The organism is Streptomyces sp. NPDC046915 (genome assembly GCF_040644935.1).
Lineage (GTDB): Bacteria > Actinomycetota > Actinomycetes > Streptomycetales > Streptomycetaceae > Streptomyces.
The window spans coordinates 974,307-1,000,622 of sequence record NZ_JBEYXB010000001.1; the positions used below are offsets into that span (position 1 = coordinate 974,307).

Consider the following 26,316-nt stretch of genomic DNA (forward strand, 5'->3'; position numbering starts at 1 on the left):
GTTCGCCTTCTCGGCTATTCGCTTCTCGGCTCGTCGAACAGGGCGCTGACGGACTCACCGTTGTGGATGCGCCGCACGGCCTCGGCGAGCGCCGGGGCGATGGACAGGACACGCAGCTTGGCGGTGTACTCACCGTGTCCGTTCTCGGGGACCGGCACGGTGTTGGTGCACACGATCTCCAGTACGTCCGGCTGCTCGGTCAGCCGTTTCAGGGCGCCCGCCGCGAACAGCCCGTGCGTGCACGCCACCCGGATCGAGCGCGGCCCCAACTCCCGCAGCCGGTCCAGGAGTTCCAGCACGGTGCTGCCCTTGGCGATCTCGTCGTCCAGCACGATGACATCCCGCCCGGCCACGTCGCCGATGACCGAGCTGATGCTCACCCGGTCGTCGGCGAACCGCTGCTTGGCGCCGGCGGCCACCTGCGCGCCGATCAGCCGGGCGAAGGCGGCGGCCTCCTTGGCGTTGCCCAGGTCGGGCGAGACGACGGTGGTGCGCGTCAGGTCGTACCGCCGGAAGTGCGCGGCCAGTTCACGCAGCGCGTGCAGGTGGTCCACCGGAACCGAGAAGAAGCCGTGCACCTGGGGGGCGTGCAGGGTCATGGCGAGGACCCGGCTCGCGCCCGCCGCCACCATCAGGTCGGCGACCAGGCGGCCCCCGAGGGAGATCCGCGGGGCGTCCTTCTTGTCGGAGCGGGCGTAGGAGTAGTGCGGCATGACGACCGTGATGCGCGCGGCGGACGCCCCGCGAGCCGCGTCGCACATCAGCAGCAGCTCGACGAGGTGCTCCTGCACCGGCCTGACCAGCGGCTGGATGAGGAAGACGTCCCGCTCCCGGCAGTTGGCCTGGAGTTGCACCTCGAGACAGTCGTTGGCGAACCGGCTGACGCGGGTCGGGCTGAGCGGCACGCCGAGGTGGGCGCAGACCTCCTTCGCCAGTTCGGGATGGGCACTGCCACTGAAAACGGCGATGTCTCGCACGATCCGCTCCTCGCATGATCATTACGGGCCGCGGTTCATGCTACTGACACCGCCCGCCTCACCACGGCACGGGTGTCCCGTCCCACGAGAAGAACGCGCCGCTCGGGCCGTCGTCCGGCAGCAGTGCCAGCCGTACGGCCCCGCGCGCCGCCTCGGCCGGATCGCCGCCCGTGGCGGCCAGCCCCGGGAGGAGGTCGGTGGCCCGCCGCCCGGGGGCGAGGGCGTTGACCTTGACGCCGTCCCCGGCGAGTTCCTGGGCGTACAGCAGGGTGAGCATGTTGAGTGCCGCCTTGGCCGAGCGGTAGGCACCGGAGCCCGGCCTGCCCGGGGCGAACTGCGGGTTGGGGCCGGTGCTCCAGGTGAACGAGGCCGGGCCGGTGGAGACGTTGACGACACGGGGGTGCGGGGAGCGGCGCAGGGCGGGCAGGAAGGCGTTGGTGACGGCGACGACACCGAGGACGTTCGTCTCGTACGTCCGCCGGAAGTCCTCGATGCCGGTCCCGGAGGGCGGGTCGAGACTCACGTTGATGCCCGCGTTGTTGACCAGCACGTCCAGGTGGTCGACCGCGGCGGCGGCCCGCGCGACGCTGCCGGCGTCCGTGACGTCGAGGACCAGCGGCCGGGCACCTTCGCCGATCTCCTCGACGGCCCGCTCCCCGCGCCCGGCGTCCCGGGAGGCCACGTACACGGAGAAGCCCTCGGTCACCAGCAGGCGGGCGATGTGCTTGCCGATGCCCTTGTTGGCACCGGTCACGAGTGCTGTGCGATCGTTCATACGTGCCACGGTCTCCCGACCGCGGCCGTCCTGCCAGGGACAACCTGTACCAGGAAGTTTTCGGGAGGCAGCATGGCGAGGCAGGAACTGGCCCGCTTCCTGCGGGACCGCCGGGCATCGCTGAGCCCACAGGAGTTCGGGCTCCCCGCGGGCGCCCCGCGCCGCACGCCCGGCCTGCGCCGCGAGGAGGTCGCGGAGCTGGCCCACATGTCCGTCGACTACTACACGCGGCTCGAACAGGCCCGCGGTCCCCGGCCCTCACCGCGCATCCTGGAGGCGCTGGCGGCGGCCCTGCGGCTGGCTCCGGCCGAGCGCGGCCATCTGTTCCGCCTGGCCGGATCGGCGGCGCCGCCCGGCGCCGGTCCGGTACGGCGGGTACGGCCGCACGTGGCCCAGATGCTGGAGCGGCTGCCGGAGACCGCCGCGATCGTGACCGACGCGTCCTACGGCCTGGTCGCCGTCAACCCCCTGGCGCGGATCCTGCTGGGCGGCGATCTCGTCGCCGGGACGACGAACCTGGCCCGGCGCCGGTTCCTGGGCGAGGGGCGGACGTACGAGAGTTCCGGCGCGCAGGAGTTCGGGCACATCGCGGCCGCCCGGCTGCGCCGCGCCGCCGGACGCTACCCGCACGACCCGCGACTCAGCTCGCTGCTACGGGAACTGCGCGCGGGCAGCGAGGAGTTCCGGCAGCTGTGGGAGATGCACACGGTGCACGCCCCCGGCCACCGCACCAAGCGCCTCGACCATCCGGTCCTGGGCAGGCTCCGGCTCAACTGCGACGTGCTGCTGGTACCCGAGGACGACCAGGAGGTGGTCCTGATCACCGCGGATCCCGGCTCACCGTCGGCCCGCACCCTGCGCCAGGTCGCCGCCACGGTGTAGCCACGGACCTCAACACGCCGGTCTGTCACGGCGTTTGGCGGGCATGCGCACTGTAGGAAGGAGGACCGTCGCGATGACGACTTCCCTCACGCGCCTGCCCAGGCGCATGCCCGGCTGGGCCAAGGTGGTGACCGCGTTCGTGCTGGTGCTCGTGGTGCTGTTCGCCGGGATCCGGCTGGCCGTACTGCCGGGCATCAAGGACCTGTTCGGCACCGAGACCCATGACCGGTCCGGCCCCGCGCTCCTGAAGTCCATCCAGGACATGAGCCGTTACGACGCCGCTTCCGGCAGCTTCCAGGTCGTCGTGGACCTGGAGAAGAACGCCAAGTACCTGCCCGACGCGATCCGCGGCACCCGCACCCTGTACGTCGGCGCGGGCAACGTGGACGCCTACGTGGACCTCGGTCAGGTGGGCAAGGACGATGTGACGGTCAACGGCGACCGCACGTCGGCCACGCTCCGGCTGCCGCACGCGCGACTCGGCAAGCCCGCCCTCGACCCCGACCACTCGTACGCCGTGTCCAAGCAGCGCGGTCTGCTCGACCGGCTCGGCGACCTGTTCTCGGACAACCCCAACAGCGAACACGCCGTGCAGGAACTCGCGGTGAAGCACATCGGCACCGCGGCGAAGGGCAGCGGGCTGACCACGCGGGCCGAGACGAACACCACCGACATGCTCCAGGGCCTGCTCGGCTCCCTCGGCTTCAAGGAGGTGCACGTGTCGTACGGGACGTGACACGGCGCCCAGAGCTCAGCCGCCCAGCACGCCCGGCAGGGTGAGTGCCCCGAGCAGGGTCGTGCCCAGCAGCAGCCAGGCCACGTAGTCGCCGACGTGGCCCGACTGCAAGCGGCGCAGCGGCCGTGCCCAGGCCGGGGCGGCGGTCCGGCTCGGGCGGGTGACGGCCAGCGCGGCGAGGGCGAAGGCCAGCAGCGTGGAGAGCAGGCCCAGCAGGACGCCGGCCGGGGTCCACCCCGCGGCGGCCGTGGCACCGGCCGGCCCGGCCTCGTCCACGGCCCGGGCGACCGCCTCCGCGAAGCCGGGGACCACGCCGACGGCGAGGGCTCCGGCGAGCAGCACGGCGGGGACGGCGGTCATGGTGTCCGGGATCCGGCCCAGCCTGCCGCGGGTCTCGGGCCGCTCGTCGGAGCCTCTGGTCTCGTCCTCGGAGACGTCCTCGGGGCGGGGCCCGAGGCCCAGGAACACCCGGGCGGCGACCCGCAGCACCGCGCCGGCGGTCACCGCGGACGCGGCGACGTACAGCACGGTGAGCGGGCCGCCCACGGCCTCCTCGGTGACCGACTTGCCGAGCGCCGTACCGAACGGCGGCAGCCCGGCCAGGCCCAGCGCGCCGGCGGTGAACATCACGCCGACCGCGCGCAGCCGCCGGGCCCGGCCGTGCAGCGCGTACTCGTCGACGCTGCCGTACCGGTCGAGGAGGATGCCCGCGCAGGCGAACAGCGCCGCCTTCACCCCCGCGTGCCCGAGGACGTACAGCGCGACCCCGTGGTCGGCCTCGGGGGTGAGCGTGCCGGCGCCGACGAGGAACAGCCCGGTGTGGGCGATGGTCGAGTACGCCAGCAGCCGCTTGATGTGCCGCTGGTACCAGCACATGATCGCGCCGACGGCCGCCGTCACCGCGCCGAGCACCACCAACGCCCGTTCCACGTCGGCGGGCGGGATCCCGCCCGGCCCGGAGAAGACCGTGCCGTACACCCGCCACACGCCGAACACACCGAGCTCGACCATGACGCCGGACAGCAGCATGCACACGGGGGTGGGCGCGACCGCGTGCGCGTCCGGGAGCCAGAACTGGAAGGGCACGATGGCGGCCTTGACCAGCAGCCCGGTCATGACCAGCACGAAGGCGGCGAGGACGAGCGCGTCGGGCCGCCCGTGCGCGGCGGCGGTGTCGAGGCCGTGCCCGATCTTCATCATGGCCAGCTCGCCGGTACGGGCGTACAGCAGGCCGATGCCCATCAGCAGGGCGTACGCGCCCAGGGAGTTGAGGACGCCGAAGGTGACCGCGCCCTGCACGGCCTTCGGATCGTCGATCCGGTAGCCGGTCAGCGCGTAGGCGACGACGCTCATCAGCTCGAAGAACACGAACGCGTTGAACAGGTCGCCGGCGATCGCGAACCCGCACATGCCGCCCTGGAACAGCAGCATCAGCGCGGGGAAGGAACCGGCGTGGCCGCGGGGCGGTTCGTCGAAGTAGTGCCAGGAGTACACCAGCGCCGCCAGCGTCAGCAGGGAGACGAGCGCGGCCATGCCGAGCCCCGGCCCGTCCCCGGTCAGGACGATGCCGACGCTCTCGCCGCGCACGGGCACCCAGCCGCCCGCCCACTCGACCAGCGGCGGGGAGGAGACCGGCAGCAGGACGAGCGCGAGCGCGGCCGTGCCGCCGGAGACGGCGCAGGCCACGGTCTCGGCGGCGAGCCGGGGCAGGCGGCGGCCGGTCGCGACGAGCAGGGCCGCGCCGAGTAGCGGTACGGCCACCAGCAGCGGCAGCAGACGGTGCATCAGCCGCGCAGCTCCCTGAGCTCGTCGGGGTCGACCGTGCCGTGCCGCTTGGCGATCTGGATGACGAGCGCGAGCAGCAGCGCGGTGACGGTGGCACCGACGACGACGTCGGTGAGGGCGAGGGCCTGCACCACCGGGTCGACCACCGGCCGTGAGCCGGGCGCGATGTCGGAGAACACCGGGGCGGTGCCGCCGCGGCGGTAGCCGACGGCCAGCAGCAGGACGTAGGTGGCGGCCTGGCACACCGACAGACAGCCGATGGCGTGGATCAGGTTGCGGCTGGTGGCCAGGCCGTAGCAGCCGGTCAGGAAGACCCATACGGCGACCAGGTACGGAAGGACGTGCAGCACGGCGGTCACAGGGATCTCAACTCCCGCTCTCCTCCTCGATCTCGACGGCCTGGTCCAGGAAATGGGCGAGCAGTACGACGACCGCGCAGGCGACCTCCATGCCGATGGCCGCGTTCAGCAGGGGGACGGTGCCGCCGGAGGACAGCGTGTTGAACGTGCCGTACGGCAGCAGTGTGTTGGCGAGGAAGGCGGTCCCGGCGAGCAGGCCCGCGAGGCCGAGCACCAGGTAGGCGGAGGCGGCGAGCGCGTCGGCGACCTCGAACACGGCGACCGGGCGGACGCGTTCGAGGGCGCGGTAGTCGGCGCCGAGGTACAGCAGGTGCAGGGCGGTCGCGGCGACCACGCCGCCCTGGAAGCCGCCGCCGGGGCTGAGCTGGCCGTGGGCGATCACATAGAGGCCCGAGAGCAGGGCGACGGGCAGCACGATCAGGGCGTAGCGGCGTACCGGCATCGCCACGTCGGCGGCTTCGGGGCGGGCCCGGTGCTCGTCCCGGGTCTGGCGCAGCAGGACCACGCAGCCCAGCACGGCGCCGAACAGGATGGTCATCTCGCCGAGGGTGTCGTAGGCGCGCTGGTCGAAGTTGACGGAGGAGATCGTGTTGGCGATGTGCCGGGCGAGGGAGGCGTGCACGGCCCGCTCGCCGTACGGGTGCCGGCGGCCGCCGAAGGCCGGCAGGTCGAAGCAGGCGGCGACGAGCAGGGCGGCGAGGCCCGCGCCGCCCACGGCCAGCAGCCACAGCCGAGCGCGCCGGGTCACCGGTCGCCGTCCTTCGCCCGGGGCCGCCGCCGCACCTTGCGCACCGACAGCATCGCCAGCAGCGGGGTCAGCGCGGAGCCGACGGCCAGCTGGGACAGGCCGACGTCGGGGGCCTGGAGCACGGTGAACAGCACGGCGAGCAGCACCCCGAGGACGGACAGCACCAGGGCCTGCCGGGCCGGGTCACGGGTGGCCACGGCCGCGGTCGCGGCGGCGGCCACCAGCAGCAGGGCGACGACGATCACCACGTCAGCCACGCCGCACCCCCCGCACTCCGCCGGACAGCGCGCGGGAGGCGACCAGGTTGCCGCCGATCAGCAGGGCGCCGACGACGAGGAGTTTGACCATGGCGCGGCCCGGTCCGGTGGCCGCGCACAGGACGGCCACGACGGCCGCGCCGAGGACCGCGGCGGCCCAGGTCGGCCCCCAGGCCCGCGGCCGGTCGTCCTCGAGTTCGTCGCTGAGCAGCCGGGCGAAGACGAGGGTGCCGACCGGGCCGAGCAGCGCCAGCAGCAGCGCCAGGTCGACGTAGGCGGGGCGGCCGTAGCCCTGGGAGAGGAGCAGCAGGCAGGGGCAGACCGCCGAGGTGATCAGGTTCTGGGCCATGACCCGGCGCCGCAGCGGGCCGGTGGCCACGCCCCACAGGGCCGCGCCCGCTCCGGCGGCGAGCAGGACGGCCGCCGCAAGGATCCAGCCGTTCACCGCCACACCGCCCGTCGCGCGGCCCGGGCCGCGCAGGCCGTGACGGCCGCCGCGCCCGCCCCGACCGCCCACTCCAGGGGGTAGACGGTGCTGATCAGCACCAGCCAGAGCAGGACGAGCCCGGCCCACCAGGCGAGCCACTCGCCGACAGCGAGGAGGACCGTACGCCGGTTCACACGCCACCTCCTCGGGCCGCCGGTTGATGGTGCGTCAGACGATGCCCACTTGCCCGACATTCGCTTTTTGTGGTCGATTATTATCATTTGTTGCCATTCACGGCATCCAAGCACCGACCGTGCCGGAGCGGGCGGCGGCGCGCGGGTCTCCGCCCGGAGTGCCCCGGGAGCACGTCCGGAAACCGCCGGTCGGGCGCGGCCCCAGCGCCACGGGGACGGCATCCCCGGACGGTTCGCGGGTAACCGGCCTACGACGCAGGGAAGTTGAAGACTGGAGGACACCGGATGGGTATCACTGCCGCACGCCTGCGCACCCTCAGGGCGGGCCGCGCACGCACCGGCCGGACCAAGGCGAAGGCGGGCCGTGCGGCCAAGGCCGAGCACCACGCCCTGCCGCTGCCGGTGCGGCTGCTGGCGATGCTCGTCGCCTTCGTCTTCATGGTGGCGTTCGCCATCGTCCTGGCGCGGCTCACCCTCCAGCCGTCCCCGGCGTCGGTGTCCCTCACGCACACCAACCTGCATCCGGGCCGATCCCTGAAGGCGTACCTGGACCAGCCCGAACTGCGCGACGCGGTCAAGCAGATCGGCGGGAACGTGGTGCTGGGCATCCCGTTCGGCGTGCTGGTCCCGATCCTCGCGCCGAGGGCACGCGGACTACTGAAGGTGCTGCTGCTCACCGCGCTCGTCATGCTGCTGGTGGAGCTGGCACAGGGCACGCTGGTGACCGGACGCGCCTTCGACGTGGACGACGTCATCCTCAACACCAGCGGGGCGCTGGTCGGTTACCTGCTCCTGGGACGACGGCTCGGGCGAACGGTGCACGCGCGCGTACGGAAACAGTGATCGACCGGAGCCGGTCCGTACCAATCTATTGACGGGGGCTTACCTCACTTCTTAAATCAAGTGGCGACGCATCCACCCCCCACGGAAGGAGAGTCGTGGCCTCCCCACGCCTGCTCCGCAGATGTCTGTTCGCCGCCCTGTCGGCCGTCCTGGCGGCGTCCGCCGCCGTCGGCCCCGCCCGGGCGGACGCCTCCGACGCGGGCACGTCCCGCGCGGGTGCGCCCGTCGCCGCCGCCGTCGCCTTCTCCGACTCCTTCGACGGGCCCGCCGGCGCCGCGGTCGACTCCTCCAAGTGGCAGACCGAGACCGGCGACAACGTCAACAACCACGAGCGGCAGTACTACACGTCCGGGACCAGGAACGCGGCCCTCGACGGACAGGGCCACCTGGTCATCACCGCGCGGCGCGAGAACCCGGCCGGCTACCAGTGCTGGTACGGCAGCTGCCAGTTCACCTCGGCCGGGCTGAACACCTCCGGGAAGTTCAACGCGCAGTACGGGCACGTGGAGGCCCGGATGAAGATCCCGCGCGGGCAGGGCATGTGGCCCGCGTTCTGGATGCTCGGCACCCCGGTCGACTGGCCGGACTCGGGCGAGATCGACGTCATGGAGAACGTCGGCTTCGAGCCCTCGACCGTGCACGGCACCATCCACGGCCCCGGCTACTCCGGTTCGGGCGGCATCGGAGCGGCCTACTCCCTCCCGGGCGGCCAGGCCTTCGCGGACGCCTTCCACACCTTCGCCGTCGACTGGGCACCCGACTCCATCACCTGGTCGGTGGACGGGAACGTGTACCAGCGGCGCACGCCCGCCGACCTGGGCGGCAGGACGTGGGTGTTCAACAAGCCGTTCTTCCTGATACTCAACCTGGCCGTGGGCGGCTACTGGCCCGGCGACCCGGACGGCTCCACCTCGTTCCCGCAGCAGCTCGTGGTGGACTCGGTGTCGGTGACGACCGGCAGCACCGGAACCGGCTCCGCCATCCGGGGCCTGGCCGGCAAGTGTGTGGACGTGGCCGGGGCGAACTCCGCCAACGGCACGCCCGTACAGCTGTACGACTGCAACGGCACCGCGGCCCAGCAGTGGACGGTCGGCGCCGACGGCACGATCCGGGCGCTCGGCAAGTGCCTGGACGTCACCGGCGGCGGCACCGCGGACGGCACGACGGTCCAGCTCTACGACTGCAACGGCAGCGCCGCCCAGAAATGGGCCGTCTCCTCGGCGAACGACATCGTGAACCCTCAGGCGAACAAGTGCCTGGACGTCACGGGCAACAACTCCGCCAACGGCACCCGGCTCCAGATCTGGACCTGCTCGGGCGGCGCCAACCAGAAGTGGACGGTCGGCTGAGCCCTACGACCAGCGCGGGGCCCAGGTGAACTTGCCGCCGCCCACCCAGCGGACCACGTCCGGGTCGTCCAGGTCGTGGACCGTGATGCCGTACGCGGCGGCGGCTTCCAGAACGTCGGTGACGGCGTGCGCCTCACCGACCACCTGCCCGTCTATCTCCACGATGCGGAAGGGCGGGTCACCCGGCTTCCCGCGCATCACCGCGTGCACCAGGATCCGCGGGTGGGACATATAGGGCACTGCTTGTTCGGTCATGCAATTCAGCGTAGAACGCGCGGCGCCCCGACGTGTCGTCCGCGACCGCCGTCGAGCGGTCCGAGGACGCTCAGGGGCGCCGCCAGTCGTCGCTCCCGAGGTGCGAGCCGGCCATCGGGCCCATCCGGAGCATGCCGCCGTCGACGGCCCAGGAGGCGCCCGTGACGTAGGAGGCGTCCGGGCCCGTCAGGAAGGCGATGACGGCCGCGACCTCCCGGGCGTCGCCCGGCCTGCCGAGCGGCAGGCCGGGGCGGCTCTCGGTGTACGGGTCCGTGTCCTCCTGGCCGGTCATCGGCGTGGCGATCTCGCCGGGGGCGACGGCGTTGACCGTGATGCCGTACTCGGCGAGTTCCAGCGCCATGACCTGGGTGAGCAGGCCGAGGCCGCCCTTGGCCGCGCAGTACGGGGCCGCGCCCACCCGGGGCTGGTGTTCGTGGACGGAGGTGACGTTGACGATCCGGCCGCCGTCGCCCTGCCGGATCATGTGCCGGGCCGCGTGCTGCCCGCACAGGAAGGGGCCGAGCAGGTCGACGTCGATGACCTCGCGCACCGTGTCCGGTTCCAGGTCGAGGAAGGGCGTCGAGGTCCCCGTACCGGCGTTGTTGACCAGGATGTCGAGCCGGCCGAGCCGGTCGCACAGCTCGTCGACCGCACCGGCGGCGCCGGGCAGCCGGGTGAGGTCCATCTGCGTCACGACGGCCCGCCGCCCGGCGGCGCGCACCTCCTCGGCGGTCTCCTCCGCGCCCTTGAGGTCGGTGTGCCAGGTGATGCCGATGTCCACGCCCTGCCGGGCCAGGCGGACGGCGGTGGCGCGGCCGATGCCGGAGTCGGCGCCGGTGATCACGGCCACCGGGGAGCGCGGTGCGGCGGGAGCGGTCATGACAGGCCTCCTCCACGTGGGGCAGGTGGACGGAGCACCGCAGTACCCGGGTGCGAACCGGGCAAACCGGCAGGCCGCCGTGCGGCCCCGGCGCCGCTGGGGAACCCTGGAGGAGCACCCGAGGAAGAGGAAGCGGAGGCGGCATGGATCCCGTCGAGGCACTGGACCGGATCGCCTTCCTGCTGGAGCGGGCCATGGCGCCGACCTACCGGGTACGTGCCTTCCGCACGGCCGCCCGGGTCCTTGCCGCACTGCCTGGCGAGGAGGTGGCCGAGCGGGCGTCGGCGGGGACGCTGGAGTCGTTCAAGGGCGTCGGCCCGAAGACCGCGCAGGTCGTGCGCGAGGCGCTGGCCGGAGAGACTCCGGACTACCTGCGGAAGCTGGAGGCCGAGGCGGAGAGTCCGCTCGCGCGGGGCGGCGAGCGGCTGCGGGCACTCCTGCGCGGCGACTGCCATCTGCATTCGGACTGGTCCGACGGCGGCAGCCCGATCGACGAGATGGGCCGGGCCGCGGCCGGGCTCGGCCACGAGTGGGCGGTGCTCACGGACCACTCCCCCCGGCTGACGGTGGCACGCGGTCTGTCCCCCGAGCGGCTGCGCGAACAGCTGACGGTGGTGGCGGAGCTCAACGAGACCTGGGCCCCGTTCCGGCTGCTGACCGGCATCGAGTGCGACATCCTCGAGGACGGCTCGCTCGACCAGGAGCCGGAGCTGCTCGACCGGCTCGACGTGGTGGTGGTGTCGGTGCACTCCAAACTGCGCATGGACGCCCGGTCGATGACCCGCCGCATGGTGGCCGCCGTCCGCGACCCGCACTCCGACGTCCTCGGCCACTGCACCGGACGGCTGGTGACCGGACGGGGACGGCCGGAGTCGGAGTTCGACGCGGACGAGGTGTTCGCCGCCTGCGCCGAGACCGGCACGGCCCTGGAGATCAACTCCCGCCCGGAGCGGCTGGACCCGCCCCGGCGGCTGCTGCGGCGGGCGGTCGAGGCGGGCGTGCTGTTCTCCGTCGACACCGACGCGCACGCGCCGGGCCAGCTGGACTGGCAGATCCACGGGTGCGCGCGGGCGGAGGAGTGCGAAGTGCCGGCCGAGCGGGTGGTGACCACCTGGTCCATGGACGAACTGCTGGCCTGGACGAGGGAGCGCCGTACGCCGTCCGGAGTGGCGGGTTCCTGACGTGGTACCCGGGCGAGGCGAGACGCACAGGACAGACGAGACGCACAGGACAGACGAGACGCACACGAGAGAAAGGCCCCCGGATGGACCGTGACCGTGCCGCCGTCTTCGATGTCGACGGAACGCTCGTCGACACCAACCACCTGCACGTCGTGACCTGGTGGGAGGCCCTTCGGCAGGCGGGCCACCACGTGCCCATGCACGCCGTGCACCGGGCCGTCGGGCTCGGCTCCACCGACCTGATCGCCCATCTGCTCGGCGACGACCGCGACAAGGACCGGGACGATGAGCTCAGCGCCGCGCACAAGGCGCTGTACGGCCAGTACTTCGACCGGCTGCCCGCGCTCCGGGACGCCGGGGAACTGCTCGGGCGCCTGCACGGGGACGGCTGGACGGTGGTGCTGGCCACCTCGGCGAGCGGCGCGGAGCTGGGCGCGCTGCGCCGGGCGATCGACGCGGACGAGGCCATCACGGCCACCGCGAGCGCCGACGACGTGGAGCGGGGCAAGCCCGCGCCCGAGCCCGTCGAGCACGCGCTGGAGCTGGCCGGGGTGCCCGCGGAGCGGGCGGTGTTCGTGGGCGACACGGTGTGGGACATGCGGGCCGGCCGACGGGCCGGGGTGCGCTGCGTCGGCGTCCTGTGCGGCGGCATTCCACGGGCCGACCTGGAGGAGGCCGGCGCGGAGGCGGTCTACGACGATCCCGCGCACCTGCTGGCCTCCCTGGGCGACAGCCCGCTGGCCTGAGCACGCCCCGGAGCCCGGACTCCGCTGCTGAGGAACCGCGATCTTGGGATACCCGTACCGGATGACGAGCGTGACACGGACTCCCCGGCAGGCGCTGCGCCAGGGCGTGCGAGGCGTCGGCCGGTCCGCCCGCGCGGCCTGGCGCGGCCCGGGCCGGGAACGGGACCTGATGGTGCAGTCCCTCAAGGCCGCCGGGGCCGCGCTGCTGGCCTGGGTGGTGGCGAGCGACCTGCTGGGCGACCCGCTGGCCCTGATGGCGCCCTGGGTGGCGCTGGTCATGGTGCAGGCCACGGTGTACAGCTCGCTGCGGCAGGCCGCCCAGCAGGTCACCGCGATCTGCGCCGGTACGCTGCTGGCCTCGGCGGCGCAGGCCCTCACCGGGAACACGCTGGGCGCGCTCGCCGTGTCCCTGCCCGTGCTGATGCTGCTGGCGAACTGGTCGCGCTTCGGCGACCAGGGGATCTACGGCGCCACCACGGCGGTGTTCGCCCTGGCCCCCGGCAGCCTCACGGCGGCCTCGGTCGGGCACCGGGTGGGCCTGGCCGCGCTGGGCGCGGTGATCGGGGTGGCCGTCAACGCGTTCGTGCTGCCGCCGATCCATCTGCGGGACGTACGGGAGAACCTCGCGGCGCTGGCCCGGGAGGCGGGCGACGTGCTGTGCGAGATCGCCGCCGGTCTCCGCCGGGGGGACTGGGACGCCGATGCCGCGGCCGACTGGTCGCACGGCTCGGGCCGGCTCGAGGACCGGCTGGAGTCGCTGCGCTCGGCCCGCGGCTGGAGCCGGGAGAGCCTGCGGCTGACCGACCGGGCCCTGCACGCCCTGGGCCGGGTCCCGTCGGACGTGCCGCCGGAGGCGGAGGACGACCGGTGGAGCCGGGTCACCGGTCATGTGCGCGCCCTGACCCGGACGCTGGTGGTCGCCGCCGACGACGGCCGTACGGCCACGGCTCCGGACCCGGCGCTGCTGGAGCCGTACGCGGATCTGCTGGAGCTGATCGCGCGGGCCTGCCACGTGGAGGGCGGCCGTCTGCTGGACGGGCGGCCCGACGCGGGTTCCGCCGGATGTGCCGAACGGGATTCCGACGGGGATTCCGGCGCCCGGCAGGACGACGACACCGATGAGGCGCGCCGGGAGCTGCGCCGGCAGTTGCAGGAGGGCCTGCGGGAGCACGCCGGCTGGGAGGCGCCCCGGGCGGCGGTCCTCGGCTCGCTCCTGCTCCAGGCCGAGAACCTGTGGGCGGAGACCGTTCCCCACACCACCGGCGAGTCCGGACGGTGACACACATCACCGCACAGGACGGCACACACCGGAACAACCTCCGGTGGTTCTCCGTTGAACCGACCGTGGGTGCGGATGGGACAGTGTCCCCGGGCCTCACCTTTTGCCCACAGGGACGATCGTTCGGCTGAAGCCCTGTGGAGCCTTTCGCCGAGAGGCGACCGCCATCCGTGCCCACCACATGGCTGCCCCGACCGGTCTTCCCCCGTCCGGTCGGGGCTCTCTCATGTCCGGCCCGGTCATGCCCCGCCGTCGACGAACGCCCGCAGATCCGCCGTGAGCCGCTCGCCGTGGGTGAACGGCAGGCCGTGGCCCGCGTTCTCGTAGACCTTCAGCGTGCCGTCCGGCACGAGCCGCGCCGAGCGGGCGCCGGTCACGTCCAGTGGTGCCGAGAAGTCGTGCGTGCCGTGCACCACCAGCACCGGCATCCGCAGTTTGGGCATCTCGGCGGTGACGTCCACCGCGACGGCCAGGTCCTGTACGGCGATCGACGCGTGCGGGGTGGTGGCCAGGCAACGGTCGATGATGTGGCGCCGGAAGGCCGGCGACACCTCGATGCCGGGCAGGCCGATGCCGAAGAACTGGTCGGCTCCGTCCTCGTAGTAGCCCGCCCGGTCGCGCCGGTGGACCTCGTTGGCGGCGCGTGCGTCGGCGGGGTCCACCCCGTCCGGGTTGTCGGCCGTCCGGACCACGCCGGGCGCGATGCCGCTGACGAGGGCGACCCGGGCCACCCGGTCGTCGCCGTGCCGGGTCAGGCAGCGCACCACCTCGACGCTGCCCAGCGAGTGACCCACCATCGTGACCTCGCGCAGGCCGAGGTGGTCGAGGAGTCCCCGCAGGTCGTCGGCGAGGCTGTCGAGGCCGAACCCGCCCCACACGTCGTCGGAGCGTCCGTGTCCCCGCCGGTCCATGCTGACGCACCGGTATCCCGCCGCCGCCAGCGGCAGCATCTGGAACTCCCACAGCTCGGTGCCCAGCCAGGCGCTGTTCACGAAGACGATCACCGGGCCGGCGGCGGGCCCGTAGTCGACGTAGTGCAGGCGTACACCGTCGACGGGGCTCTCGAAGTACGGCATGGAACGTCCTCCTGGAATCCGGTGGGGTGGGTACGTCCTCGATGGTTCCGGCTCCGGCGGCCGGGGTCGATTACCTCACGTGTAATGACCGGCGCCCGGCCGCGTGCATGGCCGGCGAACCGGGTACTCGGAGCTCCGGCCGTCAGCCGCCACCGAGAGGAGCCGAAGGTGAGCAGCGCAGCGGGCAGCAAGGTCGTGGTCACGGGCGCCACCGGCAACGTCGGTACCAGCATGGTGCGCCTGCTGGCGGAGGATCCGCAGGTCGAGTGGGTGCGGGGGCTGGCCCGCCGGACGCCGGAGTGGATGCCCCCGAAGACCGAGTGGTCCCGGGTCGACGTGGCGTCGGAACAGGCCGATCTCGCCGAGCGCTTCGCGGGGGCCGACGCGGTGGTCCATCTGGCGTGGGCGTTCCAGCCGACGCACGACCCGGCGAAGACCTGGCGGACCAACGTACTCGGGAGCATCCGGGTGTTCGAGGCGGTGGCCGCGGCGGGGGTGCCGGTGCTGGTGCACGCCTCGTCGGTCGGCGCCTATTCACCGGGGCCGAAGGACTACGCGGTGGACGAGTCGTGGCCGACACACGGCTGGCCGGACGCCGCGTACTGCCGTGAGAAGGCCTATCTGGAGCGGGCCCTGGACATCTTCGAGCGGGACCACGCCGATGTGCGCGTGGTGCGGATGCGCCCGGCCTTCCTCTTCAAGCGGGAGTCGGCGAGCGAGCAGCGCCGGATCTTCGCCGGCCGCTTCCTGCCGGGCCCGCTGGCCCGTCCCGAGCTGATGCGCTTCCTGCCGGACATACCCGGGCTGCGGGTGCAGGCGCTGCACACCGACGACGCGGCCGAGGCGTACCGCATGGCGCTGCGCCGGCCGGATGCCCGGGGCGCCTACAACCTGGCGGCCGAACCGCCGGTCGACGCCGAGCTGCTGAGCGGGATGCTCGGCACCCGTCCGGTACGGCTGCCCCGTACCGCGGCCCGGTCCGCGATCGCCGCAGCCTGGGGGCTGCACCTGGTGCCGGCCTCCCCGCACCTGTTCGACGCGGTGCTGCGGCTGCCGATCATGGACTGCACGCGCGCGCGTACCGAGCTGGGCTGGCGGCCGGAGCGCACCGCGACGGACGTGCTCCAGGAGTTCCTGAGCGGGTTCCAGCAGGGCGCGGGGGCCGGCACCGAGCCGCTGCGGGGCCACAAGGTCGGCTGAGGTTTCGCAGGTCACAGGGCTGGTACTCGTACCCGCCGCGCAACGACCCGAGGGAGGACGCCGTGGCCGACGACCGCCACGAAGAACCCGGGGACGAGACCCACCCCGTGCCGCGGGACCTGCCGGACCAGCAGGCGCGACCGGTCGAGGACCCGTGGGATCCGGCGCCGGGCGAGGGTCTCGACGACACCGCCGAGGACGACGTGCCCGACACCGACGAGGCCGGAACCGGGCGGCAGGGAGCGCCGCGCTCGGGGACGGAGCAGACCGAGCATCCCGTACCGGACGAGCCCTCGGCCTGAGCCCCGAGCCCCCGGCGGGTGCCCGTCCTCACGCGTCGGGTGCCCGCTCCCGCAGTGCCCTGCGCCAGGCCGGCAGCCGGTCCTCGGCGGTCGGCTCCTCGCGTCGGCCGCCGCGCGCGAAGAAGTCGGCCAGCGGCAGGATCGCCGCGCCCACCGTGACCGCGTCGGGGCCGAGCCGGCCGAGGTCGATGGTGACCTTCTCGGCCGGGTGGCGCAGCGCGTACGTGGCGGCATGGCGGCGTACGGCGGGCAGGAAGCGGGTGCCGAGCTGGAGCCCGGCCCAGCCGCCGATCAGGATCCGCTCGGGCTGGAACAGGTTGATCAGGTCGGACAGGCCGGCGCCGAGGTACTCGGCGGTCTCCTCCAGGACAGCGAGTGCGACCGGGTCGGCGGCCGTGCCCTCGGGCGGGTAGGCGGCGGCGAGCATCGCGGTGAGCGCGGTCTCCTCGTCGGTGCCCTCCGGCGGGTGTCCGCCTTCCTCCCGCCAGCGGTCGAGCAGCGACTCGGCGCCCGCGTAGGCCTCCAGGCAGCCGGGCGCCCCGCAGCGGCAGCGGCGTCCGCGCACCCGTACCGTCAGATGCCCCCACTCGACGGCCCGGCCGTGCTCCACCTCCGGGGTGACGAGGCAGGCGCCGACGCCGGAGCCGAACAGCACCACGATCGCGTTGCGGGCGCCGCGCCCGGCGCCGAACCACATCTCGGCCTGGCCGAGGGTCTTGGCGCCGTTGTCGATGAAGTAGGGGACGGTGTCGGGGAGCTGGGAGCCGGAGCGGAGCAGGGACTCCAGTGGTACGGCGTCCCAGCCGATGGTCTGCCCGTGCACCACGGCGCCCCGGTCGGCGGTGTGCTCCACGATGCCTGGGACGCCGACCCCGACCCCGAGCAGCCGCTCGGGAGCGGTCCGCGCGCCCGCGAGGACCTCGGCGACGCCGTCGCGGATGTGACCGACGATGCCGTCGACGTCGTATCCCTGCCGGGTCAAGGGGCGTTCGGCGCGGGCCAGTTCGGTGAGGGTCAGGTCGAACAGCTCGACGCGGACGCGGGTCTCGCCGACGTCGACGCCGATCATGTGGCCGCTGTCCGGGGCGACCCGCAGCAGGGTGCGGGGGCGGCCGCCGTCGGAGTCGACGCTGCCGGCCTCCTCGACCAGCCCGTCGGCGACCAGGTCCGCGACCACGTTGCTGACCGAGCCGGAGCTCAGCCCGGTCGCCGGGCCGAGCTCGAAGCGGCTGAGGGGGCCGTCGAAGTACAGCCGTTGCAGCACCGCCGTGCGGTTGCCCCGCCTGAGGTCGCGTACCGTACGCCCGTTCCGCCCCGCCATGTGGCTCCTCCCGAACCCTGCCCGACCTGCAACATACCTCCGCGGGCGGGCTCGGCGCGACATTCGTCCAACCCTTAGTTCATGCTATGAGCTAAGAGGGAGTTCCATGATTTCGTCCAGGGCCGCCACGAGTTCGGGCGCGACCCGTTCCTGGACCCGGCGCCGCCGGCCCTCGTCCGCCCCGCGGGGGACGGTCTCCGTGAGCATGATCAGGTAGAGGTAGGCACGGTAGAGGGCGAGCCGGAGGCGGGCCGCGGTGTCGAAGCCGACCCGCCCGCCGGCCTCCCGGTAGCCGGCCAGGAAGGCCTCGTCCTTCCCGATGTCCCCGAGCAGCGCCAGGGAGACGAAGTCGGCCAGCGGGTCGCCCCAGAACATGCGCTCACCGTCGATCAGTCCGCCGATGCGCACCTCCCCCGCCGAGCGGTCCAGCAGGATGTTGCCCGGCCACAGGTCGAAGTGGACGAGGCCCGGCACGGTGACCTCGTCGAGGGCACCGTAGGCGGCCCCGACGACGCGGGCCACCTCGTCGGCGGGGCGGGGCAGCCGGGCCCCGTAACGGCGGGCGTCGTCCAGGACGGCGTCCAGCATCGCGGTGAACGCGGTCCGCCAGTCACCGGCGAGGGGGCCGAGCGCTCCGGACGGATAGCCGAAGCCCCGCCCGGTCACCCGGTGCAGACGGGCCACCTGGCGGCCCAGCTCCGTACGCAGGGCCGCCCGTTCGGTCTCGGTGACCGAGCCGTCCCAGGGTTCGCCCGGACAGGCCGTCATCAGCAGATGGCGTACGGCCGTGTCGGCGCCCAGGGCCACGAGGCGTGGTGCCGGCACGCCGGCCTCGGCGGCGCCGCGGTAGAACTCGGCCTCGGAGACGAGCAGCCGTTGCTCGTGGCGCAGCCCGGGGGCGTCCGGCGCGACCTTGAGCACATAGCGGCGGCCGTCGGTGAGCCGCAGTTCCTCGACCGAGTTGTAGGTGCCGCCGTCCAGTGGGCGCAGGTGGGCCAGGCGGCCGGGAGGGATGCCCGAGCCCTCCAGGGCGCGCCGGGCCCGTTCCCAGGAGTCCACCACCGTGCGCCCACCCCTCCCCTTCGGGTCAGCCGGCCGCGTACACGTCCTCGACGTAACGGCCGGCCGCCACCAGTGCGTCGAGCCACTGCCCGGCCGCCGCCTCGTCGGCACCGGGAGTGCGGTCCCGGTACAGCGTACGGAACGCCTCGCGCACGCCGGGTGCCATCCGCGAACCGTCGCCGCAGACGTACACCCGGGCTCCGGCGCCCAGCAGTTCCCAGACCTCGTCGGCCTCGGCGGCGACGCGGTGCTGCACGAACAGCATGCCGTCCTCGGGTGCCGCGCTGAAGGCCGGGCGCAGCGAGACGGCCCCGGCGGTCTCGGCGGCCCGGAGTTCGTCCGCGTGCAGGAAGTCGGCGTCGGGGGCGTCGCAGCCGAAGTAGCAGAGCGCGGGCGGGAGTTCGGCGCCGGCGGCGAGTGCGGCGGTGCGGTCGGCGATGGCGCCCCGGAAGGGGGCGAGCCCGGTACCCGCGGCGATCATGACGACCGGCGCGGTGACGTCCGTCCGGAACGCCTCCCGGCACGGCTGGACGCGGGCGAGCACCGTGTCGCCGGGCCGGAGCGAGGCGAGGTGGCCGGAGCCGGTGCCCCGGTAGACGCCCTTGCCGGAGCGGGCGGGCGCCTGGAGCAGGGAGACCATCAGATCCGCGTGGCCGGGGCCGGCCGCGGGCGAGGACGAGATGGAGTAGTGCCGGGGGCGCAGCGGTGTGAGCAGGTCGAGGAGCCGGGCCCAGTCAACGGCGCCGCGCAGTGCCGGGTGGTCCTCGATCACCTCGACGAGGGTGCGCGGGTCGTCGGTCAGGGCGGCCAGGGCGGCCCGCTCGGGCGGGCAGGGGTTGGCCTCGGCGAGCGCGGACAGCTGGGCCGGGGTCGGGCGCTCCTGCAACTCCACGTGGTGGGTCAGCAGTTGGCGTGTGGTCAGCGGCCGGTCGACCGCGATGCCGGCGGGGCGCGGGCGGGTGGCGCGGATGTCCAGGACGGTGTCGAGGCCGACGCCGAGTGCGGTCGCGGCGCGCTCGACGAGGTCCGGGGCGTTGGCGGGCAGGACGGTGAGGTGGTCGGCGGTGCGGTAGGTGACACCGTCGGGCAGGGCGATGCGCAGGAACCGCTTGGTGCGCGGATGTCCGGGGGCGGTGAGGTCGCGGGCCTCGGTGACCGTCATGGGCAGCAGTCCGTGCCGCTCGGCGAGCGCGTCGAGCGGGCCGCCGGTCAGGGTGCGGACCTCGTACCCCGTGGCTGGTTCGGCCGGGGCGGAGACGGTGGCGTCGGGGTCGCCGTGGTGTTCCAGGAGGGCGGTGCGCAGGCGGGCGGTGAAGTCGCGGACGGTGCCGGTCAGGTCGCCGGAGGCGTCGGCGGCGGCGCGGCCGGTGAGCCGGGTGGCGCCCAGTTCGGCGAGACGGGCGTCGACGCGGGTCGGGACCTGCTGGTAGGTGGCGGCCCAGTTGCGGTCGCCGACACCGAGGACGGCGTAGGTCACCCCCGTCAGGTCGGGGGTGCCGTCCAGCCAGGCGGCGAAGGCGGTGGCGTCGTCGGTGGGGCGGCCGTTGTAGGAGGCGGCGGTGATGACGACCGGGCGGTCGGTGGGCAGGCCCTCGGCGTAGGCGTCGAGCGGGGCCACCTGGGTGTCGCAGCCGAGGGCGGCGGCCTCGTCGGCCAGTTGGGCGGCGAAGTCGCGGCAGGTGCCGTAGTTGCTGCCGTGCAGGAACAGGGCGGCGGTGCCGGGGCGGACGCGGGACGGGAGGGCGGCCGGGGCGGTGGCCTCGGGAGCCGGGGCGGGGGTGGTGCCCGGCAGCGGGGTGTGGGCGCGGTCGGCGGGGGTGCGCGGGGTCAGGGTCAGGGTGAAGCCCTCGGGCTTGAGGGTGAGGGTCTCCTTCACCGTGAGCGCGTAGTCGGCGTGGTCGTGCAGGCGGTAGCGGTGGACGAGCATCGCCAGCAGCATGGTCGCCTCGTGCAGCGCGAACTGCCGTCCGATGCAGGCGCGTTCGCCGGTGCCGAACGGTTTGAAGGCGTGCACGGGCCGGGCCGCCTCCGCCTCGGCGGTGAACCGGTCCGGGTCGAACAGCTCGGGGTTGTCGCCCCAGACGGGCTGCCGGTGCAGCGTCGGGGCGAGCACCGTGACGGCCTGCCCGGCACGCAGCGGGACCCGGCCGCCGAGCAGCGTGTCCTGAAGGGCGTGCCGGCTGAAGGCGGCGGCCGTCGGCCACAACCGCAGTGCCTCGCCCAGGACTTGGCGGGTGTAGGTGAGCCTGCCGACCTCGTCGTACGTCGGCTCGGGATCGGCGTCCTCGCCCCACAGGGCGTCGGCCTCGCGCTGGACGAGCCGGAGCGCGGTGGGGTGCTTGGCCAGGTAGTACAGGGCGAAGGACATCGCGCCGGAGGTGGTCTCGTGCCCGGCGATCAGGAAGGTGATGACCTGGTTGCGGATGTTGGCCGGGTCCAGGGTGCGGCCGTCGGCGGGGTGTCCGGCGGTGAGCATCAGCCCGAGGAGGTCGTCGGCGCCGCTCTGGTCGGTGCCGGCGCGGGAGGCGATCACGTCGTCGACGACCTGCGCGAGATAGGCGGCGTCGGTCCGGAAGGCCGCGTCGGCGACCTCGTGGTCCCCGCCCGGGGTGCGGGCGAGGCGGGTCATGCTCCACTCCAGGCAGCGGACCATCGACTCGACGAAGGGGTGCGGTTCGGCGCGCTCGAAGGAACCGAAGTCGTAGTCGAATCCGGCGAGTCCGATGGTGTCGAGCGTCATCCGGGTCATGTCGTCCGGCACGTCCACCGGCGATCCCTCGCGCGCGGCACGGTCCCAGGAGGCGATGAGCCGGCGGGCCACCTTCAGCATCACCGGGTGGTAGGTGCGCATCGAGCCGAGCGCGAAGGCGGGCATGAGGATGTCGTGCGCCCGCGCCCAGTTGGGCTCGTCGTTGTACGCGGTGAACAGTCCGTCGGCGGCGAACTCCCGTACGTTCTCCAGGGCGGGGCCGATGTGCTTGGCGAACCGCTCCTCGTCGGCGAGGTCGGCCACCAGGTCGGCGTCGGCGACGAACAGTGTGTCCCGTCCGTGCAGGCGCCGGACGAGCACCGGCCCGTGGGCCCGCATGAGTTCCATGACCTGCTGGATGGGGGTGCGGCCGGGTCCGGTCGCGGTGATGTCGACGACGGGGACGCCCGGGAGGGTGCTCGGGGCCTCGGGGTGCGGCGCGGTGGGGGGCATGACGCGGCAACTGCCTTTCGCGGTACGGGTGGTACTGCGCACCAGCGTGCTCTGCCGACGGCTTCGGCCGTGACCGCGGGACTACACGATCGTGCAGTCGAAATCCTCCGGGAGGGCTTGCGCGGGCCCTCAGCCCGGGAGTAGGCGCACCTGACCGTCGGGGAGTCTGCGCCACCAGTGCTCGTAGCGGCGGTAGGCCCTGGGCTCGCGGCGGGCCAGCAGGGCGGTCAGCGAGCGGGCCTCCTCGGCGAGTCCGTCCCAGTCGGCGGAGGTCAGTTCGTGGAAGGCCGTCGCCTCGACACCGTCCTCGACCGGCCGCCACACGCCCGCGACCCGGCCGTCGACCAGCAGGGTCGGCAGCACGTCGCCGTTGACGCGGATCACCACGCGGCGCAGGTCCTCGGGGATCACCCGGGTGCGGTCGGCATGGGCGAGGAGGACGCTGTCCCACATGCCGAGCAGGCGGGGCGGTGCCGGTGTGTCGGCGGGCGGGCGTGGAGCGCCGGGGACGTCGAACAGGACGGTGCCGTCCGCCCCTTGCAGCTCCTCGACGGCGTCGCCGAGCGCGCGCAGCGCCTGCCGGACCGGTCCCCGGGGCAGCGTGCCGAACTGCGCGATGTCCGCCAGGGACGCCGGTCCGAACGCGGCCAGATAGCGCAGGACGAGCTGCTCGAGCGCCCGCGGCGCCCCTTCCCGCTCCATGGGCGGCGGCCCCGTCGGCGCCGCGACGAACGACGACCGGGCGCCGAACGACCACGGGCCGCCGGTCGCGACATGCAGCAGCGTCGCGTAGGCCTTCAGCCCCCACCAGGCCCCGGCCTTCTTCTCGGCTCCGAGCCGCGCCTGAAGCCAGGCCTGCAACTCGACGGCGGTACGGGGTTGTTCGGCGAAGGCGAGCAGCTCCGGGAGCAGTCCGTGGGCGTCCGCGGGGGTGAGCCCCGCCGCCGCGAAGCGGTAGCCGAGCCGGGAGGCGTACAGCGTCCGCTGCATCGCCTCCCGGAACACCCGGTGGTCGCCCTCGTGGACGGCGTGCAGGGTGATCCGCATCAGGGTCGCCTTCACCACGGTACGGTCGGCGAAGGCTGCGTCCAGCTCGCCCGGGTCGAATCCGTCGACGCGGTTCCACAGCGCCACGTACGGCGAGGCGGGATGCTGGGCCTGGAGCGCGACCACCCGGCGCACGGCGTCGCCGACGCCCAGCGGTTCGCGGCTCAGCAGGAGTTGGCGGGCGAGGGTGGCCCGGTTGAGTTCGCGGGTGGTGATGCCCTCGGCCATCAGGATTCCAGCAGGGCGAGTTCCGCGAGGACCCGGCGGACGTGCTCACGGAAGTCGACGCGGCCCACCTCGTGGTGCGCGGCGGGGAAACGGCGGGCGGGCGGCTTGTCCTCCCAGGTGTACTGGGTGCGCCCGGCGCGCCGGACGTAGACCATCGCGCCGACTTCGTTGCAGTGGAAGGCGACCTCCAGCTCCGCGAAGCGGTCGCCTCGGGTGCGGTCGGCGAGGCAGAAGGTCTGGAAGCGGCCCGGATGGTTCTCGGTGTCCGGGATGTAGTCGTCGATCACCTGCGATTCGCCGAAGAGGTAGCCCTCCTGGGCGAAGGCGTCCAGGACGCTCTCGTACAGCGGGGGCGCGGCCACGTGCACCAGGTCGTGGTCCTGTTCCTCGCTCTCGCGCTCCCAGTCGAGCTGCGTCTTCAGGGACACCACCGTGCCGACCGACTGGCCGCCCAGCTCGGTCACCGGGCACTCCCAGGGGAGCCGCCCGTGGAACGGCACCCGTTCCTCGGCGCCCGGGGCCACGGTGAAATGGGAGCGGCGGGCGCTCAGGCTCTTGAACTCCTCCTGCTTGCTGCGGCCCTGGTAGTCGACCATGGTCACGAACAGCCGCAGATAGAAGTACTCGACCTTGAGGCCGCGCCCGCCGCCCCTGAGCACGATCTCGCCGCCGATGTCCCCGCCCGGAACGGGTGACACGGTCTGGATCTGCGTGTCGATCTCCGCCGGTTCCAGGTTCTCGTCGTCACCGAATCCGAACAGCCGTCTGAGCCCCACTGTGCCCCTCCCCGAGCCCGTGATCAGTTCCAGCAGGGTAACGCCACTGCGGGCGCCGCACCCGAAGTTGCCGCTGACCTGGGTGCTCATCTTTGATGGACGCCGGGTGGAGCGCGGCGGGAGGTGCGGATGGAAGCGGGCCGGATCGAGGCGGTGGTGTGGCGCAACCGCGCGCTGACCCTGTTCGACCGGGTCTCCGTGCCGGTCGCGGTGTGCGATGTGTACGGCGTGGTGGTGCTGGCGAATCCGGCGATGGCCGCCGAGTGCGGTACGACGCCGGGGCGGCTGCGCGGCCGGGACGTGCTGGAGCTGTTCCGGCCGCAGGAGGCGACGCAGGTGGAGCGGATCGCCGAGGCGCTGCGGCTCAGGCACCGGTCGCGGTACCAGGTGTCGGTGCGCTGGCGGGCGCCGGGCGGTGCCGAGCGCCGTGGCGAGCTGACGGCCGACCCGGTGAGCGACTCCGTCGAGGCGACGCCGGCGCTGCTGGTGATGCTGCGCGTACTCGACGAGCGCGAGCGGCACGCCGAGCCGCCCGAGCGGGTCACGCCGATGGAGGGCAGAGTGCTGGCACTGCTCGCCGCAGGCGCCACCACCGCACGGGCGGCCCGCGAACTGGGGCTCACCAAGGACGGCGTCACCTACCACCTCCGCCGCCTGTCGACCCGCTGGGGCGCCGCCAACCGAGCCGAACTGATCGCCCGCGCCTACGCCTCCGGCGTGCTCACGACCGGGGTGTGGCCGCCGGTACCGAGGGACGCGCAAGCGGAGTAGACCCTGCCCACAGGCGGGCACCCGGCGGTGCCGAGCACCGCGGAGAGCCGACGCCCGGCGGCGCCCGCCCGGCCCGCCACCAACCGACCGGACCCCCGCGCCTACGCCTCCGGCGTGCCCGCGACCGGAGTGTGGCCGCCGGTGGCGAGGGGCGTGGAAGCGGAGGAGATCTCGCCCGCGGGGCAGTAGGCCGTGCCCGCTCCTTCCGGGGCGCCGAAGCGGGCCAGGGTGTGCCAGACCATCTTCAGGTCCTGTAGGGGGTATCGGCCGGTGCGGGCCGCGTCGCCGATGATCCTCGGGTCGAGGACGCCGTGTTCGGCGATGGCGGCGCCGAGGTCGGCGTACTCCGGGCCCCGGTAGCCGGCGTGGCGGCGCAGTTGCGGCACGGTCAGCCGGTAGCCGGGGTGCCATTCCAGCGGACAGGGCAGGCGGCGGGCGGCGGCCTCGACGGGCGTGCCCCGGTAGCCGGCGTCCAGGACGAGCGCCTCGACGTCCCGGGCGAGCAGCACGCCCCCGTGCACATGCGCCTCGATGTAGTCGTTCAGCGCGTCCTGCTGGTCGGTCTCCGCCAGGGCGAGGAGCGACATCCCTGCGGCCACGCCGAAGTCCGCCGGTTCGGCCGCGCTGTCGGGGTAGCAGAAGGTGGCCCGGTCCTGCGCCGGGGCCGTCAGGCGGAAGTGCGAGGAGCCGAAGCGCGGGGCGGCGCCGACCACTTGCCGGCGGAAGTTCAGCGCGCCGTACACGGGGCGCTCCGGCGGGGGCGCGTCGTCGTAGGAGCCGCCGAAGATACGGCTCTCCCAGCGCCGGCGGTCGCCGCCGGGATGCGCGGTGAGCCCGCCGTTGCTGGTCCCGGTGACGAACTGCGAGTGGTACGCGCCGTCCCTGGCCAGCGCCTGGAGCAGGAGCAGGCCGCCGGAGAGCCGGTCGGGGTGGAAGTTCAGGGTGATGCGCAGGTCCGGGTCGAGGGCGGGGCCCGACGAGACCGCCGCGACGTGGGACAGCGCGGCGTGCGCCGAACGCGGGAGCGCGTACCCGAAATCCATTGGCTTCCCCTCCCTGGGCCTGCTTATCCTGAGACCCATGAACCTAGTCCTCCTAGGTTTTTGCCTATTGTTCGCATCGATATGCCAGGAGTCCCTATGAAATCACTCACCGAGCAGGAGATCCGCGACTCCTTCGTCAACTGCTCGAAGGGCGAGGCCAAGCGGCTCGCGCTCCCCCGCGATCTCGACCGACGCCCCTGGGACGACCTGGACTTCCTCGGCTGGCGGGACCCCGGCGCCCCCGACCGCAGCTATCTCGTCGCCGAGCGGCACGGCGGGCTGATCGGCATCACCCTGCGCTTCCCCTCCTCGCAGCGCGGTTTCCTGCACCGCAGCATGTGCTCGCTGTGCCTGACGACCCACCGCGGGGGCGGTGTGTCCCTCATGACGGCACGCAAGGCGGGCGCGGCGGGCCGTGCGGGCAACTCGGTCGGCGTGTACATGTGCACCGACCTCGCCTGCTCCCTCTACGTACGCGGCAAGAAGATCCCGGACTCCGCCACCCGCTTCGAGGAGAGCCTCACGCCGGCGGAGCAGATAGCCCGTACGACCCGCCATCTGACCGCCTTCCTGGACAAGCTGTACGCCTGAGCCCGGCTCTCCCCCACGGCCGCG

General features: G+C 73.4%; 28 protein-coding genes. 11 read left to right on the forward strand and 17 right to left on the reverse strand.

The window, feature by feature from the left end:
* Positions 1–14: 14 nt before the first annotated feature.
* Together ABZ915_RS04325 and ABZ915_RS04330 are read right to left on the reverse strand one after the other, a co-directional pair.
* Positions 15–977, reverse strand: coding sequence for a ribose-phosphate diphosphokinase (locus ABZ915_RS04325; RefSeq protein ID WP_361795475.1), 963 nt, complete (start codon positions 975–977; stop codon positions 15–17).
* Between the two features lie 58 nt (positions 978–1,035).
* Positions 1,036–1,752, reverse strand: a complete 717-nt coding sequence (locus ABZ915_RS04330) for an SDR family NAD(P)-dependent oxidoreductase (protein ID WP_361795478.1) — start codon at positions 1,750–1,752, stop codon at positions 1,036–1,038.
* Between the two features lie 72 nt (positions 1,753–1,824).
* Here ABZ915_RS04330 and ABZ915_RS04335 point away from each other — a divergent pair, with 72 nt between their 5' ends.
* Together ABZ915_RS04335 and ABZ915_RS04340 are read left to right on the forward strand one after the other, a co-directional pair.
* A complete protein-coding gene (locus tag ABZ915_RS04335) occupies positions 1,825–2,634 on the forward strand; it encodes a helix-turn-helix transcriptional regulator (protein ID WP_361795481.1) in 810 nt (269 codons plus the stop codon).
* Between the two features lie 73 nt (positions 2,635–2,707).
* Positions 2,708–3,370 (forward strand): DUF4230 domain-containing protein, encoded by a 663-nt coding sequence (locus ABZ915_RS04340; RefSeq protein ID WP_361795484.1) that lies wholly within the window; start codon positions 2,708–2,710, stop codon positions 3,368–3,370.
* 15 nt (positions 3,371–3,385) lie between these two features.
* Here the strand turns inward: ABZ915_RS04340 and ABZ915_RS04345 are convergent, their stop codons facing one another.
* From ABZ915_RS04345 to ABZ915_RS04370, 6 genes are read right to left on the reverse strand one after another with little or no spacing between them, the layout of a single operon-like run.
* Positions 3,386–5,155, reverse strand: coding sequence for a complex I subunit 5 family protein (locus ABZ915_RS04345; protein ID WP_361795487.1), 1,770 nt, complete (start codon positions 5,153–5,155; stop codon positions 3,386–3,388).
* Positions 5,155–5,505 carry a sodium:proton antiporter gene (locus ABZ915_RS04350; protein WP_361795846.1) on the reverse strand — a complete coding sequence of 117 codons (351 nt, stop codon included), beginning with the start codon at positions 5,503–5,505 and terminating at the stop codon, positions 5,155–5,157. The genes ABZ915_RS04345 and ABZ915_RS04350 overlap by 1 nt, the downstream gene beginning before the upstream one ends.
* A gap of 16 nt (positions 5,506–5,521) precedes the next feature.
* Entirely contained in the window at positions 5,522–6,262 is a 741-nt protein-coding gene (locus ABZ915_RS04355; protein WP_361795490.1) for an MnhB domain-containing protein, read from the reverse strand.
* Entirely contained in the window at positions 6,259–6,519 is a 261-nt protein-coding gene (locus ABZ915_RS04360; protein WP_361795493.1) for a hydrogenase subunit MbhD domain-containing protein, read from the reverse strand. The genes ABZ915_RS04355 and ABZ915_RS04360 overlap by 4 nt, the downstream gene beginning before the upstream one ends.
* The gene (locus ABZ915_RS04365; protein ID WP_361795496.1) at positions 6,512–6,964 is read right to left on the reverse strand and encodes an MrpF/PhaF family protein; all 453 of its coding nucleotides are present in this window, start codon (positions 6,962–6,964) and stop codon (positions 6,512–6,514) included. Before ABZ915_RS04365 ends, ABZ915_RS04360 begins: the two co-directional genes overlap by 8 nt.
* On the reverse strand, positions 6,961–7,140 hold the full coding sequence (locus tag ABZ915_RS04370) for a hypothetical protein (protein ID WP_361795499.1): 180 nt from the start codon (positions 7,138–7,140) through the stop codon (positions 6,961–6,963). The genes ABZ915_RS04365 and ABZ915_RS04370 overlap by 4 nt, the downstream gene beginning before the upstream one ends.
* 285 nt (positions 7,141–7,425) lie before the next feature.
* On the opposite strand from ABZ915_RS04370, the gene ABZ915_RS04375 reads away from it, so the two are divergent.
* Together ABZ915_RS04375 and ABZ915_RS04380 are read left to right on the forward strand one after the other, a co-directional pair.
* Complete coding sequence (locus ABZ915_RS04375; protein WP_361795502.1) at positions 7,426–7,983, forward strand: VanZ family protein; 558 nt, start codon at positions 7,426–7,428, stop codon at positions 7,981–7,983.
* A 95-nt stretch (positions 7,984–8,078) separates the two neighbouring features.
* Positions 8,079–9,332, forward strand: a complete 1,254-nt coding sequence (locus ABZ915_RS04380) for a family 16 glycosylhydrolase (protein WP_361795505.1) — start codon at positions 8,079–8,081, stop codon at positions 9,330–9,332.
* A 3-nt stretch (positions 9,333–9,335) separates the two neighbouring features.
* Here the strand turns inward: ABZ915_RS04380 and ABZ915_RS04385 are convergent, their stop codons facing one another.
* On the reverse strand, positions 9,336–9,587 hold the full coding sequence (locus ABZ915_RS04385; RefSeq protein ID WP_361795508.1) for a hypothetical protein: 252 nt from the start codon (positions 9,585–9,587) through the stop codon (positions 9,336–9,338).
* 70 nt (positions 9,588–9,657) lie between these two features.
* Complete coding sequence (locus tag ABZ915_RS04390; protein WP_361795511.1) at positions 9,658–10,467, reverse strand: SDR family oxidoreductase; 810 nt, start codon at positions 10,465–10,467, stop codon at positions 9,658–9,660.
* A gap of 143 nt (positions 10,468–10,610) precedes the next feature.
* On the opposite strand from ABZ915_RS04390, the gene ABZ915_RS04395 reads away from it, so the two are divergent.
* From ABZ915_RS04395 to ABZ915_RS04405, 3 genes are all read left to right on the forward strand, one after another.
* Complete coding sequence (locus ABZ915_RS04395) at positions 10,611–11,648, forward strand: PHP domain-containing protein (RefSeq protein ID WP_361795514.1); 1,038 nt, start codon at positions 10,611–10,613, stop codon at positions 11,646–11,648.
* An 83-nt stretch (positions 11,649–11,731) separates the two neighbouring features.
* Entirely contained in the window at positions 11,732–12,394 is a 663-nt protein-coding gene (locus ABZ915_RS04400) for an HAD family hydrolase (RefSeq protein ID WP_361795517.1), read from the forward strand.
* Positions 12,395–12,455: 61 nt separating this feature from the next.
* Positions 12,456–13,673: an aromatic acid exporter family protein gene (locus ABZ915_RS04405; RefSeq protein WP_361795520.1), complete on the forward strand. Its 1,218-nt coding sequence runs from the start codon at positions 12,456–12,458 to the stop codon at positions 13,671–13,673.
* Positions 13,674–13,912: 239 nt separating this feature from the next.
* Here ABZ915_RS04405 and ABZ915_RS04410 read toward each other — a convergent pair whose 3' ends face one another.
* Positions 13,913–14,749: an alpha/beta hydrolase gene (locus ABZ915_RS04410; protein WP_361795523.1), complete on the reverse strand. Its 837-nt coding sequence runs from the start codon at positions 14,747–14,749 to the stop codon at positions 13,913–13,915.
* A gap of 168 nt (positions 14,750–14,917) precedes the next feature.
* Here ABZ915_RS04410 and ABZ915_RS04415 point away from each other — a divergent pair, with 168 nt between their 5' ends.
* On the forward strand, positions 14,918–15,949 hold the full coding sequence (locus ABZ915_RS04415) for an SDR family oxidoreductase (RefSeq protein ID WP_361795526.1): 1,032 nt from the start codon (positions 14,918–14,920) through the stop codon (positions 15,947–15,949).
* 62 nt (positions 15,950–16,011) lie between these two features.
* Complete coding sequence (locus ABZ915_RS04420) at positions 16,012–16,251, forward strand: hypothetical protein (RefSeq protein ID WP_361795529.1); 240 nt, start codon at positions 16,012–16,014, stop codon at positions 16,249–16,251.
* 28 nt (positions 16,252–16,279) lie between these two features.
* Here ABZ915_RS04420 and ABZ915_RS04425 read toward each other — a convergent pair whose 3' ends face one another.
* The 5 genes from ABZ915_RS04425 to ABZ915_RS04445 form a co-directional block, all read right to left on the reverse strand.
* Positions 16,280–17,572 (reverse strand): ROK family transcriptional regulator, encoded by a 1,293-nt coding sequence (locus ABZ915_RS04425; protein WP_361795532.1) that lies wholly within the window; start codon positions 17,570–17,572, stop codon positions 16,280–16,282.
* Positions 17,573–17,656: 84 nt separating this feature from the next.
* The gene (locus ABZ915_RS04430) at positions 17,657–18,634 is read right to left on the reverse strand and encodes an aminoglycoside phosphotransferase family protein (RefSeq protein ID WP_361795535.1); all 978 of its coding nucleotides are present in this window, start codon (positions 18,632–18,634) and stop codon (positions 17,657–17,659) included.
* Positions 18,635–18,659: 25 nt separating this feature from the next.
* Positions 18,660–21,836 carry a cytochrome P450 gene (locus ABZ915_RS04435; protein WP_361795538.1) on the reverse strand — a complete coding sequence of 1,059 codons (3,177 nt, stop codon included), beginning with the start codon at positions 21,834–21,836 and terminating at the stop codon, positions 18,660–18,662.
* A gap of 129 nt (positions 21,837–21,965) precedes the next feature.
* Positions 21,966–23,111 carry a winged helix DNA-binding domain-containing protein gene (locus tag ABZ915_RS04440; RefSeq protein WP_361795541.1) on the reverse strand — a complete coding sequence of 382 codons (1,146 nt, stop codon included), beginning with the start codon at positions 23,109–23,111 and terminating at the stop codon, positions 21,966–21,968.
* The gene (locus ABZ915_RS04445; protein ID WP_361795544.1) at positions 23,111–23,977 is read right to left on the reverse strand and encodes a sporulation protein; all 867 of its coding nucleotides are present in this window, start codon (positions 23,975–23,977) and stop codon (positions 23,111–23,113) included. Before ABZ915_RS04445 ends, ABZ915_RS04440 begins: the two co-directional genes overlap by 1 nt.
* A 39-nt stretch (positions 23,978–24,016) precedes the next feature.
* Between ABZ915_RS04445 and ABZ915_RS04450 the strand changes: the two genes are divergently transcribed.
* A complete protein-coding gene (locus ABZ915_RS04450; RefSeq protein ID WP_361795547.1) occupies positions 24,017–24,658 on the forward strand; it encodes a PAS domain S-box protein in 642 nt (213 codons plus the stop codon).
* Positions 24,659–24,759: 101 nt separating this feature from the next.
* On the opposite strand, the gene ABZ915_RS04455 is transcribed toward ABZ915_RS04450, so the two are convergent.
* Positions 24,760–25,701, reverse strand: coding sequence for a DUF3626 domain-containing protein (locus ABZ915_RS04455; RefSeq protein WP_361795550.1), 942 nt, complete (start codon positions 25,699–25,701; stop codon positions 24,760–24,762).
* 96 nt (positions 25,702–25,797) lie between these two features.
* On the opposite strand from ABZ915_RS04455, the gene ABZ915_RS04460 reads away from it, so the two are divergent.
* Positions 25,798–26,292, forward strand: coding sequence for an FBP domain-containing protein (locus ABZ915_RS04460; RefSeq protein ID WP_361795553.1), 495 nt, complete (start codon positions 25,798–25,800; stop codon positions 26,290–26,292).
* Positions 26,293–26,316: the final 24 nt, after the last annotated feature.